Annotated in this window: 5 protein-coding genes; all 5 read left to right on the forward strand. The window is 74.3% G+C overall.

Features of this window, described 5'->3' with window-relative positions; translation table 11 throughout:
- Window positions 1-19: 19 nt before the first annotated feature.
- Genes C8054_RS04570 through C8054_RS04590 form a run of 5 tightly spaced genes read left to right on the forward strand, consistent with a single transcriptional unit; the run spans window position 20 to window position 15,263 of the window.
- Window positions 20-5,482, forward strand: a complete 5,463-nt coding sequence (locus C8054_RS04570) for a type I polyketide synthase (protein ID WP_107155455.1) — start codon at window positions 20-22, stop codon at window positions 5,480-5,482.
- A gap of 32 nt (window positions 5,483-5,514) precedes the next feature.
- Window positions 5,515-6,468, forward strand: coding sequence for a TauD/TfdA family dioxygenase (locus C8054_RS04575; RefSeq protein ID WP_107155456.1), 954 nt, complete (start codon window positions 5,515-5,517; stop codon window positions 6,466-6,468).
- A gap of 1 nt (window position 6,469) precedes the next feature.
- Window positions 6,470-6,658, forward strand: coding sequence for an MbtH family NRPS accessory protein (locus C8054_RS04580; RefSeq protein WP_043324625.1), 189 nt, complete (start codon window positions 6,470-6,472; stop codon window positions 6,656-6,658).
- Window positions 6,655-9,777, forward strand: a complete 3,123-nt coding sequence (locus C8054_RS04585) for a non-ribosomal peptide synthetase (protein ID WP_107155457.1) — start codon at window positions 6,655-6,657, stop codon at window positions 9,775-9,777. Before C8054_RS04580 ends, C8054_RS04585 begins: the two co-directional genes overlap by 4 nt.
- Window positions 9,777-15,263, forward strand: a complete 5,487-nt coding sequence (locus tag C8054_RS04590) for a non-ribosomal peptide synthetase/MFS transporter (RefSeq protein ID WP_107155458.1) — start codon at window positions 9,777-9,779, stop codon at window positions 15,261-15,263. The genes C8054_RS04585 and C8054_RS04590 overlap by 1 nt, the downstream gene beginning before the upstream one ends.
- Window positions 15,264-15,284 lie beyond the last annotated feature (21 nt).

Consider the following 15,284-nt stretch of genomic DNA (forward strand, 5'->3'; position numbering starts at 1 on the left):
TGTGAATGAAGGACCTCCCATGCAGAACGACATTTCCGCCGCCGACGACGACGGCATCGAGCCCATCGCGATCGTCGGGCTGGCCGCCCGCCTGCCCGGCGCGGCCGACATCGACGAGTTCTGGCGCAACCTGGTCGACGGCGTGGAGTCGACGACCGAGCTGACCCGCGAGGAGCAGCTCGCCCGGGGCGTCAGCGCCGACGAGGTCGACGACCCGAGCTGGGTGAACCGGGCCCCGCTCGTCGACGGCTACGACGAGTTCGACGCCGGCCTGTTCGGGATGACCGCCCGCGAGGCCGAGACCACCGACCCGCAGCACCGGTTGTTCCTGGAGACCTGCTACACCGCGTTGCAGGACGCCGGCTACGACCCGGGTCGCTACGACGGCGCGGTCGGCGTCTACGCCGGCAGCGGCGGCACCACCTACCTCAACCGCTACGTGCTGCGCAACAAGCGCGTCGGCGGCAACCCGCACGGCGCGGTCTCCATCGCCACCGGCAACTCGCCGAACTACGTGGCCACCAACGTGTCGTACCGGCTGGACCTGCGCGGCCCGAGCATGACCGTGCACACCGCCTGCTCGACCTCGCTCGTCGCGTTCCACCTGGCCTGCGAGGCGCTGCGCAACGGCGAGTGCGACATGGCGCTCGCGGGCGGCGTCAACATCGAGCTGCCGCACGCCGGCTACCTGGGCATGGACGGCTTCACCTCGCCGGACGGCCGGTGCCGGCCGTTCGACGCCGAGGCCAACGGCACGGTGTGGGGCAGCGGCGTCGGCGTCACCCTGCTCAAGCGTCTCTCCGACGCGATCGCCGACGGCGACACGATCCGCGCGGTGGTGCTCGGCAACGCGATCAACAACGACGGCGCCGGCAAGGTCGGCTTCACCGCCCCCAGCATCGACGGGCAGATGGAGGCCGTCGCCCAGGCCGTCGGGCTGGCCGGGATCGACCCGCGCACCATCAGCTACGTCGAGGCGCACGGCACCGGCACCGCGCTGGGCGACCCGATCGAGGTCGCCGCGCTCTCCGCCGTCTACACCAAGGACACCGACGACCGGGGCTGGTGCGGCATCGGCTCGGTGAAGTCCAACATCGGCCACCTCAGCCAGCCCTCCGGCATCGTCAGCGTGATCAAGACGGTGCTCGCCATGGAACACGGGCTGATCCCGCCGACCATCAACTACGAGTCGCCGAACCCGGCCATCGACTTCGCCGACACCCCGTTCTACGTGGCGAACACGCTGACCAAGTGGGACGCCGACGGCGGGCCGCGCCGGGCCGGGGTCAGCTCGTTCGGCATCGGCGGCACCAACGCGCACGTGGTGCTGGAGGAGGCGCCGGCCGCGTACCGGGCCGAGCGGCGGGTGCGCCCGGCGCACCTGCTCCAGGTGTCGGCGAAGACCCCGACCGCGCTGGACACCGCCGTGCGCGACCTCGCCGACCACCTGGAGCGCGCCACCGCCGGCGGCCCCGACCTGCTCGCCGACGTCGCGCACACGCTGCGCGTCGGCCGTCAGCGCTACGCCCACCGCGCCGCCGTGGTCGCCGGCGACCCGCAGCACGCCGCCGCCGCGCTGCGCGACAAGCGCAAGGCGCACCGGGGCGTCGCCGACGGCCCGGCCCCCCGGGTGGCCTTCCTGTTCAGCGGGCAGGGCGCGCAGTACGCCGGCATGGGCGCCGAGCTGTACGCCGAGGACCCGGCGTTCGCCGCCGCCGTCGACGAGTGCGCCGAGCTGCTCCGCGGTGAGCTGGGCCTGGACATCCGGGACCTGGTCCTGGGCCGGGACCCGGAGGCGGCGACGAAGCTCACCGAGACCCGCTGGACCCAGCCGGCCCTGTTCACCGTCGAGTACGCGCTCGCCGCCGCCTGGCGGGCCGCCGGCGTCACCCCGGCCGCGATGGTCGGCCACTCGATCGGCGAGTACGTCGCCGCCACGCTCGCCGGCGTGCTCGACCTGGCCGACGCGCTGAAGGTGGTGGCCGCCCGGGGCCGGCTCATGCACGCGCTGCCGGCCGGGTCCATGCTGGCCGTCACGCTCGACGAGTCGGCGGTGGCCGAGCGGCTGCCCGAGGGCCTGTCGGTGGCGACCGTGAACGGCCCCGGCACCTGCGTGGTGGCCGGCGAGACCGCGCTGGTCGAGGCGTTCGCGGAGAGCCTGGGCAGCAAGCAGAAGTCGAAGCTGCTGCGCACCTCGCACGCGTTCCACTCGCCGATGATGGACCCGATCCTGGACGAGTTCACCGCGTTGATGGCGAGCGTGCCGCTGCGCGCGCCGGCGGTGCCGTTCGTGTCCAACGTGACCGGCACCTGGATCACCGAGGCGGAGGCCACCGACCCGGCGTACTGGGCCGCGCACCTGCGCCGGCCGGTCCGCTTCGGCGCGTGCGTGGCCACGCTGCTCGCCGAGGGCACCTGGGCGTTCGTCGAGTGCGGCCCGGGCCGGCAACTGGCCAACCTGGCCCGGATGCAGGTCGCGAAGGCCGGCGAGGCGCAGCGCGCGCTCACCCCGCTGGGCAGCCTGCCCGGGCCGGGGGAGCCGACCGGTGACCTGGCCACGCTGCTCGGCACCGCCGGCGCGCTCTGGTGCGCCGGCGTGCCGGTGACGCTCGCCGTCGACCCCGACGCGCGGCGGGTGCCGCTGCCCACGTACCCGTTCGAGCGTCGCCGCTACTGGGTCGAGCCGGACCCGGTGGAGCAGGTGGCGGCGGCCCCGGCCGAGACCGGCCCGCGTCCGCTGCCGGAGTGGTTCGCGGTGCCGGTGTGGCGGCAGGCCGCGCCGGCCCGCACCGTCGAGCCGCTGGGCCGGTGCCTGGTGCTGGCCGACGGCCCGCGCGGCGAGGCGCTCGTCGCGGCGTTGCGGGCCGCCGGCGACGACCCGGTCGAGGTACGCGCCGGCGGCATGTTCTCCGCCACCGCCACCGGCTTCCGGCTGCGTCCCGGCGCCCGCGAGGACGCCGAGGCGCTGGTCGCCGCGCTCGGCGCGGATCTGCCCCGGCGGATCGTGCACGCGTTCGCGCTGGACGGCGAGCCGGCCGGCACCGACATCGCCGCCGCCTGGGCCGCCCAGGAGCGCGGCTTCTTCGGCGCGCTGCACCTGGTGCAGGCGCTCGCCGGCGCCGGCTTGACCAGCGACGAGGCGGGCATCCGGCTCGACCTGGTCACCGCCGGCATCGGCGACGTGCGCGGCGACGACCTGGTCCGGCCGGAGCACGCCGCGCTGGCCGGTCTGGCCCGGGTGCTGCCGGCCGAGCTGCCCGGCCTGACCGTCCGGCTGCTCGACGCCGACCCGGCCGCGCGCGGCGTGGCCGCCCTCGCGGTGGAGCTGCGCAGCCCGGTCGACCCGGAGCACCCGGAGGTGGCGCTGCGCCGCGACCGGCGCTGGGTGGGCGGCTACGAGCAGGTGACCGTGGCCGCCGAGGACGAGCCGGGCGTGCTGCGCGAGGAGGGCCGCTACCTGATCACCGGCGGGCTCGGCGGCATCGGCGTCACGCTGGCCGAGGACTTCGCCCGCCGGGCCCGCGCCAAGCTGGTGCTGCTGGCCCGCTCCGGCCTGCCCGAGCGCGACGACTGGGACGCGCACCTGGCGGTGCACGGCGGCGCCGACCGGGCCGGCCGGGCCATCGCGGCGATCCGCCGGATGGAGGCGGCCGGCGCCGAGGTGCTGGTGCTCGCCGCGGACGTCACCGACGCCGACGACCTGCGCCGGGTCCGTGCGGAGGCGGAGCGCCGGTTCGGCGGGCTGGACGGCATCGTGCACGCCGCCGGCCTGCCCGGCGGCGGCATGGCCGAGGTGAAGGAGCGGGCCGAGGCGGAGCGGGTGCTCGCCCCGAAGCTGGCCGGCACGCTGGCCCTGGCCCAGGTCTTCGGCGACCTGCCGCTGGACTTCGTGGTGCTCTGCTCGTCGATCACGGCGGTGATCGGCGGCTTCGGTCAGGTCGACTACTGCGCCGCGAACAACGTGCTGGACGCGTTCGCGCGCTCCGGCGCCGGGTTCCGCGCGCCGGTGGTGTCGCAGAACTGGGGCGGCTGGGCCGAGGTCGGCATGGCCGTGGAGACGGCCGCGCCGGCCGCGTTCCGGGCCGCCGGTCGGGACACCCTGACCAGCCCGGTCACCCACCCGGTGCTGACCACCATGGTCACCGGTCCGGACGGGGCCGTGCTGCACGGCCTGGTCGCGGCCGACACCCACTGGCTGCTCGACGAGCACCGGATCGGCGGGGTGCCGGTGGTGCCGGGCACCGCCCACCTGGAGTCGGTGCGCGCCGCCGTGGTCGCCGCGGTGCCCGCGCCGGCCCCGGACGCCGCGGTGGAGCTGCGCGACGTGGTCTTCCTGGAGCCGTTCTCGGTGCCGGACGGCACCGTCGCGCAGTACCGGGTGGAGCTGGCCCCGACCGAGGAGGGCGTGGACTTCACCGTGGCCAGCCTCGCCGCCGGCCGGCTGCGCGCCCACGTGCGCGGCACGGCCGGCTGGAGCACCGAGCCCGCGCCGCCGGCCGCCCCGGCCGAGGTGGCCGGCCGGCGGGTCGACGACGACGCCTCGTTCGGCCGGGGCCGTACCAGCATGCTCACGTTCGGGCCGCGCTGGGCGGCGCTGGCCGAGCACCACCTCGCCGACGGCGAGGAGCTGGCCCGGGTGGAGGCGCCCGCCGCGGCGCTGGCCGACCTGCCGTCCTGGGGGCTGCACCCGGCGCTGCTCGACGTGGCCACCGCGTTCGGCCGGGGGCAGGGCGACGGCACGTACCTGCCGCTGTCGTACGGCCGGATCACGGTGCGCGGGACGCTGCCGGCGACGTTCCACAGTCACCTGCGGCACCGGCCGGCCGCCACTGACGAGGTGGTCGCCGCCGACCTGTCGCTGCGCGACCCGGACGGTGGGGAACTGGTCGCGATCAGCGACTTCGTGCTGCGCCGGGTCGACCAGAGCGCGGTCACCGGCAACCTCGCCGAGGCCCCGGCGACGGCCGACGCACCGGACGCGGTCACCGAGGACATCCGGCCGGTCGACGGCGCGGAGGCGTTCCGCCGCAGCCTCGGCGCGGGTCTCGGCGCGCAGGTGGTGATCGCCACCCGCACCGTCGCCGACATCCGGCGTCGGGCGGGCCGGGTCACCACGGACAGTCTGGCGGAGGAGACCGACGCCCCGGTCGTCGCGTCGGCCGCCACCGGTGGCGGCTCGGCCGCCCCGCGTACCGAGCTGGAGAAGACCGTCGCCCAGGTGTGGCGGGACGGCCTCGGCGTCACCGACGTCGGCGTGGACGACGACTTCTTCGCGCTCGGCGGCAACTCGCTGGTCGCCGTGCAGCTCATCGCCGCGATGCGCAAGGCGACCGGCGTGCGGCTGCCGATGCGCAGCCTCTTCGAGACCCCCACCGTGGCCGGCCTGGCGGCCCGGATCGAGGAGCTGCGCGCCGAGGCGCCCGCCGACCAACCGGCCGCCCCGGCGGCGATCCCGGCCATTCCGCGGCTGCCCCGCGGCTGACATCCCCCGACGGAACAAGGAGACACCGCACCATGAGCGAGACAACCGCCACGCTCCCGGTGGTCGTCGAGAACGACGGCCGGGCGCTGACCGACCTGATCGCGGCCCGGCGCGCCGAGCTGCGGGACACGCTCGTCGCCAGCGGCGGGCTGCTGTTCCGCGGCTTCGACCTCGGCGGCGTGGACGGCTTCGACGCCGCCGTGCGCGCGCTGGCCGGCGAGCCGCTGACCTACACCGAGCGTTCCTCGCCCCGGCACTCCATCAAGGGCCGGGTCTACACCTCGACCGACTACCCGCCGGACGAGGAGATCTTCCTGCACAACGAGAACTCGTACCAGGCGCGGTGGCCGCTGACGCTGTTCTTCTACTGCGTCACCCCGCCGGAGACCCGGGGCGCCACCCCGTTGGCCGACGTGCGCCGGGTGTACGAGCTGATCGACCCCGCGGTCCGGGAGGAGTTCGTCAGGCGTCGCTGGATGTTGATGCGTAACTTCCACGGCGACTTCGGCACCCGCTGGCAGGAGGTGTTCAACACGGAGAGCCGCGCCGAGGTGGAGGCGTACGCGGCGGCCAACGGCATCACCGTGGAGTGGGTCGGCACGGACGGACTGCGTACCCGCGCGGTCCGCGACGCGGTGCACCACCGGCCCGGCTCGGACACGCCGCGCTGGTTCAACCACGCCACCTTCTTCCACCTGAGCACGCTGCCGGCGGACTACCAGGAGGGGCTGCTGGCCATGTTCGGCGCCGACGGGCTGCCGTCGAACACCTACTACGGCGACGGCGGCGAGATCCCCGCCGACGTCATGGACCACCTGCGGGCCGCCTACCGGGCGGCCACGGTCCGCTTCGACTACCAGCGCGACGACGTGCTGGTGGTCGACAACATGACCGCCGCGCACGGCCGGGAGCCGTTCACCGGCCCCCGCAAGATCGCCGTGGCGATGGCCGAGGCGTACACCCCCGACACCGCTGGAGCGAACTGACATGGCCGAATCCCGATTCCTGGTCGTCCGCAACGACGAGGAGCAGTACTCGATCTGGTCGGCCGACCGGGAGCTGCCCGCCGGCTGGCACGACACCGGCTTCGCCGGCAGCCGCGAGGAGTGCCTGGCCCACGTGGACGAGGTCTGGACCGACATGCGCCCCCGCTCGGTACGCGAGGCGCTCTCATGAGTCAGCGGGAGTGGACGTTCCCGGCCTCGTACGCCCAGGAGCGGGTGTGGATGGCCAACCAGCTCGACGCCGGCTCGCCGGTGTTCAACGTCTCCGTCCCGTGGGCGTTCCCGGCTGGCGTGGACGCCGAGACGGCGAGCGACGTGGTCAACCGGATCGCGGCCCGGCACGAGACGCTCCGGACCCACCTGCGGGTCGACGACGGCGCGCTGGTGCAGGTGGTGCGCGCCCACGAGCCGGTGCCGCTGCCCACCACCGACCTGAGCCACCTGCCGGCCGACGAGCGGCTGGCCGAGTTCGAGCGGCTCCGCACCGACCTGGCCCGCACCCCGATCCCGCTGGACGCGCCGCCGCCGTGGCGGGCCCGGCTGATCCGCCTCGACGACGCCTGGGCGCTGGCGTTCGTGGCCCACCACGCGGTCTTCGACAGCCACTCGGCGGTGCTGTTCCACGCCGAACTCGTCGCGTTCTGCGAGGCCGCGCGCACCGGTGCCGAGCCCGCCGTGCCGGAGCTGCCGATCCAGTACGCCGACTTCGCGGTCTGGCAGCGTCAGCAGCTCACCGGCGCGGAACTGGACCGGCAGCTCGCGTTCTGGACCGGCCACCTGGCCGGCGCCCCGGCGGTCACCGGCCTGCCGCTGGACCGGCCCCGCCCGGCCCAGCTCGGCTTCGCCGGTGACGAGGTGCGCTTCACGCTGCCCGACGGGCTGCTCGACCGGGTCGGCACGCTGGCGCTCGGCGCGCAGGCCACCCCGTACATGGTGCTGCTGGCCGGCTTCGCGGCGCTGCTGTCGCGGATCTCCGGGGAGACCGACGTGGTGGTCGGCGTCTCCACCGCGGGCCGCGACAACCCGGAGCTGGCGTCGCTGATCGGGATGTTCGTCAACCCGGTGGCGCTGCGCTGCGACGTCGCCGGCGACCCGACCTTCGCCGACCTGCTCGGCCGGGTGCGCAACGGCCTGATCGACGCCATGGAACACGGGCAGACCCCGTTCCAGAAGATCGTCGAGGCGGTGGACCCGCAGCGCGACCCGTCCGTGCAGCCGATCTTCCAGACCGCGCTGAACTGGATCCCGGACTCCGGCCTCGACCCGATCGAGCTGGGCACCACCAAGGACGACCTGGCGTTCGACATCACCACCGGCGAGTGCCGCCTGGTCTACCGGACCGCGCTGTTCGACCACGCCAGCGCCGAGACGGTGGCGCGACGCTACGTGCGGCTGCTCACCGCCGCGGTGGCCGAGCCGGAGCGCCCGGTCGGTGCGCTGCCGCTGCTCACCGACGAGGAGCGGGACCTGGTGCTGCGCGCCGCTGCCGGCGCCGCGCACGACCTGCCGGCGGTCACCCTCACCGACGAGGTGCAGCGGCAGGCCGCCGCCACTCCGGACGCGCCGGCGTTGGTCTGCGACGGCGTCACGCTCAGCTACGCCGAGCTGAACACCGCCGCGAACCGGCTGGCCCGGCTGCTGGTGGCGCGTGGCGCCGGCCCGGAGACCCGGGTCGCGCTCGCCCTGCCCCGCTCCTGCGAGCTGGTGGTGGCGATGCTCGCGGTGCTCAAGTCCGGCGCCGCGTACGTGCCGGTGGACACCGCGTACCCGGCCGGGCGGATCGGCTACCTGCTGGCCGACGCCGCGCCGGCGCTGGTGGTGGCCACCGCGGACACCGCCGCGCTGGTGCCCGGCGACGCGCTGGTGCTCGACGGGGAGATCGGCGCGGACCAGCCCGGCGACGACCTCACCGACACCGACCGGGTCGCCGCGCTGCGTCCCGACCACCCGGCGTACGTGCTGTACACCTCCGGCTCCACCGGCCGCCCGAAGGGCGTGGTGGTCGAGCACCGGGCGGTCACCGCCTACTTGGCCTGGGCCCGGGCGACCTACCCGGGGCTGGCCGGCACCGCGCTGCTGCACTCGCCGGTCTCGTTCGACCTCACCGTCACCGGCCTGCTCGGCACGCTCACCGCCGGCGGCACGGTCCGGCTCGCCGCGATCGACTCCCCGGCCGCGCGGGTCGGTGGCCGGCCGTCCTTCCTCAAGGTCACCCCGAGCCACCTGCCGCTGCTCGACGGCGAGCTGTCGCCGACTGTCGACCTGGTGATCGGCGGCGAGGCGCTCAGCGGCGAGCAGCTCGCCGGCTGGCGGTCCGCGTACCCCGACGTGGCGGTGGTCAACGAGTACGGCCCGACCGAGGCCACCGTCGGCTGCGTCGCGGCCCGGATCGCCCCCGGCGAACCGGTCCCGCCCGGCCCGGTGCCGATCGGCACGCCCACCTGGAACACCGGCGCGCTGCTGCTCGACGCCGCGGGCCAGCCGGTCCCACCGGGCGTGGTCGGGGAGCTGTACGTCACCGGCGCGCAGCTTGCCCGCGGCTACCACGACCGGCCCGGCCTCACCGCCGAGCGCTTCCTGCCCGACCCGTACGGCCCGCCCGGCGCGCGCATGTACGCCACCGGCGACCTGGCCCGCTGGCGTCCCGACGGCACGCTCGACTACCTGGGCCGCCGCGACGACCAGGTCAAGGTGCGGGGCATGCGGATCGAGCTGGGCGAGGTCGAGGCCGCGCTGCTGGCCCACCCGGACGTGCGAGCCGCCGCCGCCGCGGTGCGCACCGACGGTGGCGAGCCGACGCTGGTCGGCTACCTGGTCGGGCCCGCCCATGAGGACTCGGTCCGCGCCGAGCTGGCCCGCGAGCTGCCGGCGCACCTGGTGCCGGCCGCCCTGGTCCGGCTGGACGCGCTGCCGCTGACCCCGAACGGCAAGCTGGACCGCGCCGCGCTGCCCGCCCCGGCGGCCACCGAACCGGCCGAGGACAGCTACGTCGCCCCGCGTACCGAGGCCGAGGCGCTGGTCGCCGAGGTGTACGCCGACATCCTCCAGGTGGAGAAGGTCGGCGCGCTCGACGACTTCTTCGCGCTCGGCGGCAACTCGCTGCGCGGCATGCGGGCGATGGCCCGGATCCGCGCCGAGGTGGACGTCGACCTGCCCATGCGGGCGCTGTTCTCCAGCCCCGTGGTGGCCGACCTGGCCGGCCAGATCGAACAGCGGATCGCCGCCGAACTCGACGGCCTCTCCGACACCGAGGTCGCCGCGCTGCTCGCGGCGGAAGAGGGAACCAACTGATGACCGACCTGAAGGATCCGGCCCGCGAGGCGGCCCGGCAGGCGCTGATCGCCAAGCGGTTGCGCGCCCGCCAGTCCGCCCCCGCGGCCCGGATCACCCCCCGGCCCGACGGCGCGCCGGTGCCGCTGTCCTACGCCCAGGAGCGGGTCTGGTTCATGGACCAGATCGCCCCGGGCGAGGCCGCGTACCACATCGCGGTGCCGCTGCGGGTGCGTGGACCGCTCGACGTCGACGCGCTGCGCGCGGCCCTGGCCGCGCTCGCCGCCCGGCACGAGTCGCAGCGCACCCGCTTCCCGGCCGACGCCGACGGCCGCCCCACCGTGGTGGTCGCCGACACCCCGGACGTGCCGCTGACCGTGGTGGAGGCCGCCGACGAGACCGCCGCGCAGGCGCTCGTCGACGCCGCGGCGGCCGAGCCGTTCGACCTGGCGCACGGTCCGCTGCTGCGCGCGCTGCTGATCCGGCTCTCGGCCGAGGACCACGTGCTGTTCCTCGGTCAGCACCACATCGTCGGTGACGGCTGGTCGGTGGACGTGCTGCTGCGCGACCTGATCACGCTGTACCGGGGCGGCGAGCCGCCGGCCCTGCCGATCCAGTACGGCGACTTCGCCGTCTGGGAGGCCCGGGAGCTGGACGGTCCGCAGGCCCGGGCACACGTCGACTACTGGAAGGAGCGCCTCGCCGGCATCACGCCGCTGGAGCTGCCGCTGGACCGGCCCCGCCCGGCCACCCAGACCTACCGGGGCGACTTCGTCGAGTTCCAGCTCGACCCGGCGGCCACCGAGGCGCTCAACGCGCTCACCCGGGACAGCGGCGGCACGCTGTTCATGACGCTGCTGTCGGCGTACCAGGTGCTGCTGGCCCGGCACGCCGGTCAGGACGACTTCGCGGTCGGCGCGTCGGTGGCCGGCCGGTCCGCGCCGGAGCTGGAGAACGTGGTCGGCATGTTCATCAACATGCTGCCGCTGCGGACCGAGCTGGCCGGGGACCCGACCTTCACCGAGCTGCTGGCCCGCACCCGGCGCAACGTGCTCGACGGCTTCGAGCACGCCGAGGTGCCGTTCGCCAAGGTGGTGCACGAGCTGGGTCTGCCGCGCGACGTGAGCCGCTCGCCGGTGTTCCAGACCATGTTCGTGCTCCAGAACTACGAGATGGGCCGGTTCCGCGGCGTGTCCCGCTCCGACGAGGTCACGTTCGAGTGGACCCCGATGGAGCTGCAGGCCACCCGGTTCGACTTCGAGCTGCACGCGGTGGAGACCGTCGACGGGCTCTGGGGGAAGCTGGTCTTCAACACCGACCTGTTCGACCGGGCCACTGTCGAGCGGATGGCCCGGCGGTGGACCGCGTTGCTGGACGCGATCGTCGCCGCGCCGGACACTCCGGTGTCCCGGCTGCCGCTGCTGTCCGACGTCGAGCGGGAGCTGCTCGCCGGCTGGAACGACACCGCGGCGGACTTCCCCCGCGACGAGACGCTGCACGGCCCGGTCGAGGAGCGCGCCGCCACCACCCCGGACGCGGTCGCGGTCACCATCGACGGGACCAGCCGCACGTACGCGGAGCTGAACGCCGAGGCCAACCGGATCGCGCACCGGCTGCGCGCGGCCGGCGTCGGCCCGGAGACGCTGGTCGGGGTGTGCGCGGAACGCTCGGTCGAGCTGGTCGCCGGCCTGCTCGGCGTGCTCAAGGCCGGCGGCGCCTACCTGCCGCTGGACCCGGAGTACCCGGCGGACCGGCTGGCCTTCATGGTCACCGACGCGGACGCGCCGGTGGTGCTGGTCCGGTCGCACCTGCGTGACGTGCTGCCGGCCACCTCGGCCACCGTGCTCGACCTCGACGACGCGACGGTCTGGGCCGACCAACCGGTCACCGACCCGACGCCGCTGGCCGGGCCGGAACACCTGGCGTACGTCATCTACACCTCCGGTTCCACCGGCCGCCCGAAGGGGGTGCCGAACACCCACCGGGGCATCGTCAACCGGCTCGACTGGATGCAGCAGACGTACGGTCTCGGCGCCGACGACGCGGTGCTCCAGAAGACGCCGGCCAGCTTCGACGTGTCGGTCTGGGAGTTCTTCTGGCCGCTACGCACCGGCGCCCGGTTGGTGCTGGCCAAGCCCGGCGGGCACAAGGACGCCGGCTACCTGCGCGACCTGCTGGTGTCCGAACGGATCACCACCACCCACTTCGTGCCGTCGATGCTGACCGTGTTCCTGGCCGAGGAGGGCGTCGAGGCGGCCACCGCGCTGCGGCGGGTGATCTGCTCCGGCGAGGAGTTGCCGCTGACCTCGGCGGTCGACTTCACCGCCCGGCTGCCCTGGTGCGGCCTGCACAACCTGTACGGCCCGACCGAGGCTGCCATCGACGTCACCTCCTGGGCGTGTGAGCCGGACCGGCTGGCGCAGGTGACGAGCGTGCCGATCGGCGCGCCGATCGCGAACCTGCGGCTGCACGTGCTCGACGCGTCGGGAGCGCAGTGCCCGGTCGGTGTCGCCGGTGAGCTGCACATCGGCGGCGTCGGCCTGGCCCGCGGCTACCACCGGCGGCCGGCGCTGACCGCGGAGAAGTTCGTGCCCGACCCGTTCTCGGGCGAGCCGGGGGCCCGGCTCTACCGCACCGGCGACCTGGCCCGTTGGGTCGTCGGGCCGGACGGCGCCGGGGTGATCGAGTTCCTCGGCCGGATCGACCACCAGGTCAAGCTGCGCGGCCTGCGCATCGAGCTGGGCGAGATCGAGAGCGCGCTGCGCGAGCAGCCCGACGTCACCGAGGCCACGGTGATCGTCCGCGAGGACAGCCCGGGCGACAAGCGGCTCACCGCGTACCTGGTGGGGGCGGCCGAGCACGCCGCGCTGAAGGCGGCGCTCAAGGACACGCTGCCGGAGTACATGGTGCCGGCCGCGTTCGTCACGCTCGACGCGTTGCCGCTGACCCCGAACGGCAAGCTCGACCGCAAGGCGCTGCCCGCGCCGGTGGTCACCCGCGAGGCGTCGGTGGCGCTCGTCGAGCCGCGCGACGACACCGAGCGGGCCCTCGCGGCGATCTGGTCGGAGGTGCTGGGCGTGGAGACGCTCGGCATCGACGACGACTTCTTCGACCTGGGCGGGCACTCCATGCTCGCCACCCAGGTGGTCGCCAAGATCCGCAAGGCGGAGCTGGGCGGCCGGGCGGTCGGCGTGATGGACCTGTTCCAGAAGCGCACCATCCGGGACCTGGCCGCGTTCATCTCCGGCGACGCCACCCAGGAGGGGCCGCGCCGGCTGCTCTACGAGCTGACCAAGCCGATCCCGGTGGCCAAGCGGGTGCTGACGTACGTCTGCGTCCCGTACGGCGGCGGCAGCGCCATCGTCTACCAGCCGCTCGCGGACGCGCTGCCGGCCGGGTACGGGCTGTGGTCGCTCGCCATCCCCGGCCACGACGTCGGTCTCACCGAGGACGCGCTGCCGTTCGACGAGCTGACCACCCGGGTCGCGGACGAGATCGTGGAGCGGGTCGAGGGCCCGATCGCGCTCTACGGCCACTGCGGCGTGGGCAGCGCGATCGTCGCCGAGGTGGCCCGCAAGGTGGAGGCGGCCGGCCGGGACCTGGCCGCCGTCTACATCGGCGCGATGTTCCCGTTCGCCCGCCCGAAGGGCCCGTTCGCCGCCGCGCGCAACCGCCTCGAGCAGCTCCGCAGCAACAAGCACTACGCGAGCTGGCTGAAGTCGATGGGCGTGGACACCGACGAGTTGGACCCGGAGCAGGCCGACCGGATCATCAGCAACATGCGGGCCGACTCCCGCGCCTCGGAGGAGTACTTCACCCGGCTGCTGGACCGGCAGGCGACGAAGCTGCGCGCGCCGATCATCTCGGTGGTCGGCTCCGAGGACCCGGTCACCGACTACTACCGCGAGCGGTACGCCGAGTGGCAGTTCCTCAGCGACACGCTGGGGTTGGTGGTGCTCGACCAGGCCGGGCACTTCTTCCTGAAGTACCGGGCCGAGGAGCTGGCGGAGATCGTCACCCGCGCGCATCCCGCGGTGGTGGCCGGTGACCTCACCGGGCTGGATCCGGCGGCCCGGGGCGAGGACGCCGGCTGGGCGGTGCACGACATGCTCCGGGTCGGCGAGGAGCGCACGCCGGCCACCACTGTCAAGCCGAGCATGGGCCGGTTCCTGGCGGTCACCGTCGGGCAGCTCGTCTCCAGCACCGGCTCGGCGCTGACCGCGTTCGCGCTGCCGATCTGGCTGTTCAACCGCACCGGCTCGGTGGCCGACCTCGGTCTGCTCTGGGCGTTGGCGCTGATCTGCGGCGTGCTCATGCTGCCGGTGGCCGGCGCCCTCGTGGACCGGGTCAGCCGACGCCGGATCATGATGCTGGCCAGCAGCGTCGCCGGCTCGATCCAGCTGGTGCTGGCCGCCCTGCTGTGGACCGACAACCTGGTGCTCTGGCACATCTACCTGCTGGTGGCGTTCAGTTCGGTGGCCGGTTCGTTCCAACGGATCGCGTTCCAGTCGGCGGTGCCGCAGCTCGTGCCCAAGCGCTACCTCGGGCACGCGATGGGCATCACCCAGCTCTCCACCGGTGTGGCCACGCTGCTCATGCCGGCGTTCGCCGCCGGTCTGCTCGCCGCCATCGAACTCAAGGGCATCCTGATCGTCGACGTGGCCAGCTACGTGGTCGCGGTGCTCACGCTGGCCGTGGTCCGCTTCCCGGACCTGCTCGGCTGGCGGCCCCGGGAACGGCTGCTGGTGGCCATCGCGAACGGCATGCGCTACTCGTGGCAGCACCGCGGGTTCCGGCTCATGCTCGGCTACTTCGCGCTGGGCAACATCTTCCTGGCGCCGGCGCTGGTGCTGACCACCCCGCTGGTGCTGTCGTTCGGCAGCCCGACGCAGGTGGCGCAGGTCGCGCTCGCCGAGGCGGTGGGCGCGGTGCTCGGTGGCGTACTGATGTCGCTGTGGGGCGGGCCGCGCAAGCGCCGGATGATCGGCGTGCTGATCGGCAACCTGGGCACCGCGATCGGCTGCGTGCTGATCGGCCTGGACGCCTCGATCGTAATGATCTGCGTGGGCTTCTGCTGGCTGGCCATGGCGATGACCACCGCGCAGTCGATCTACGCGACGATCGTTCAGGTGAAGGTGCCGCAGCGTTTCCACGGTCGGGTGTTCAGCCTGAACCAGACCATCTCGTGGTCCACGCTGCCGATCGGGTTCGCGCTGCTGGCACCGGCCGCCACCGCGCTGTTCGAGCCGATGCTCGCCCCGGGCGGGTCGCTGGCCGGCAGCGTGGGCGCGGTGATCGGTACCGGTCCGGGCCGGGGCATCGGCTTCGCGTACGTCTGCTTCGGGGTGATCCTGATCCTGATCACCCTGGGCGGCTTCGGGATCCGGTTGCTGCGTCGCTTCGACCTGGAGGTCGAGGACTCCCTGCCGGACGACCTGATCGGCGCCCAGGAGCGGGAGAAGCGCCTGGCCGCCAAGGCGGAGACCCGGGAGGCCGTCCCGGTCTGACCGGGCCTGTTCCGCCCTGTT

The organism is Micromonospora sp. RP3T, from assembly GCF_003027925.1.
Taxonomy (GTDB): domain Bacteria; phylum Actinomycetota; class Actinomycetes; order Mycobacteriales; family Micromonosporaceae; genus Micromonospora.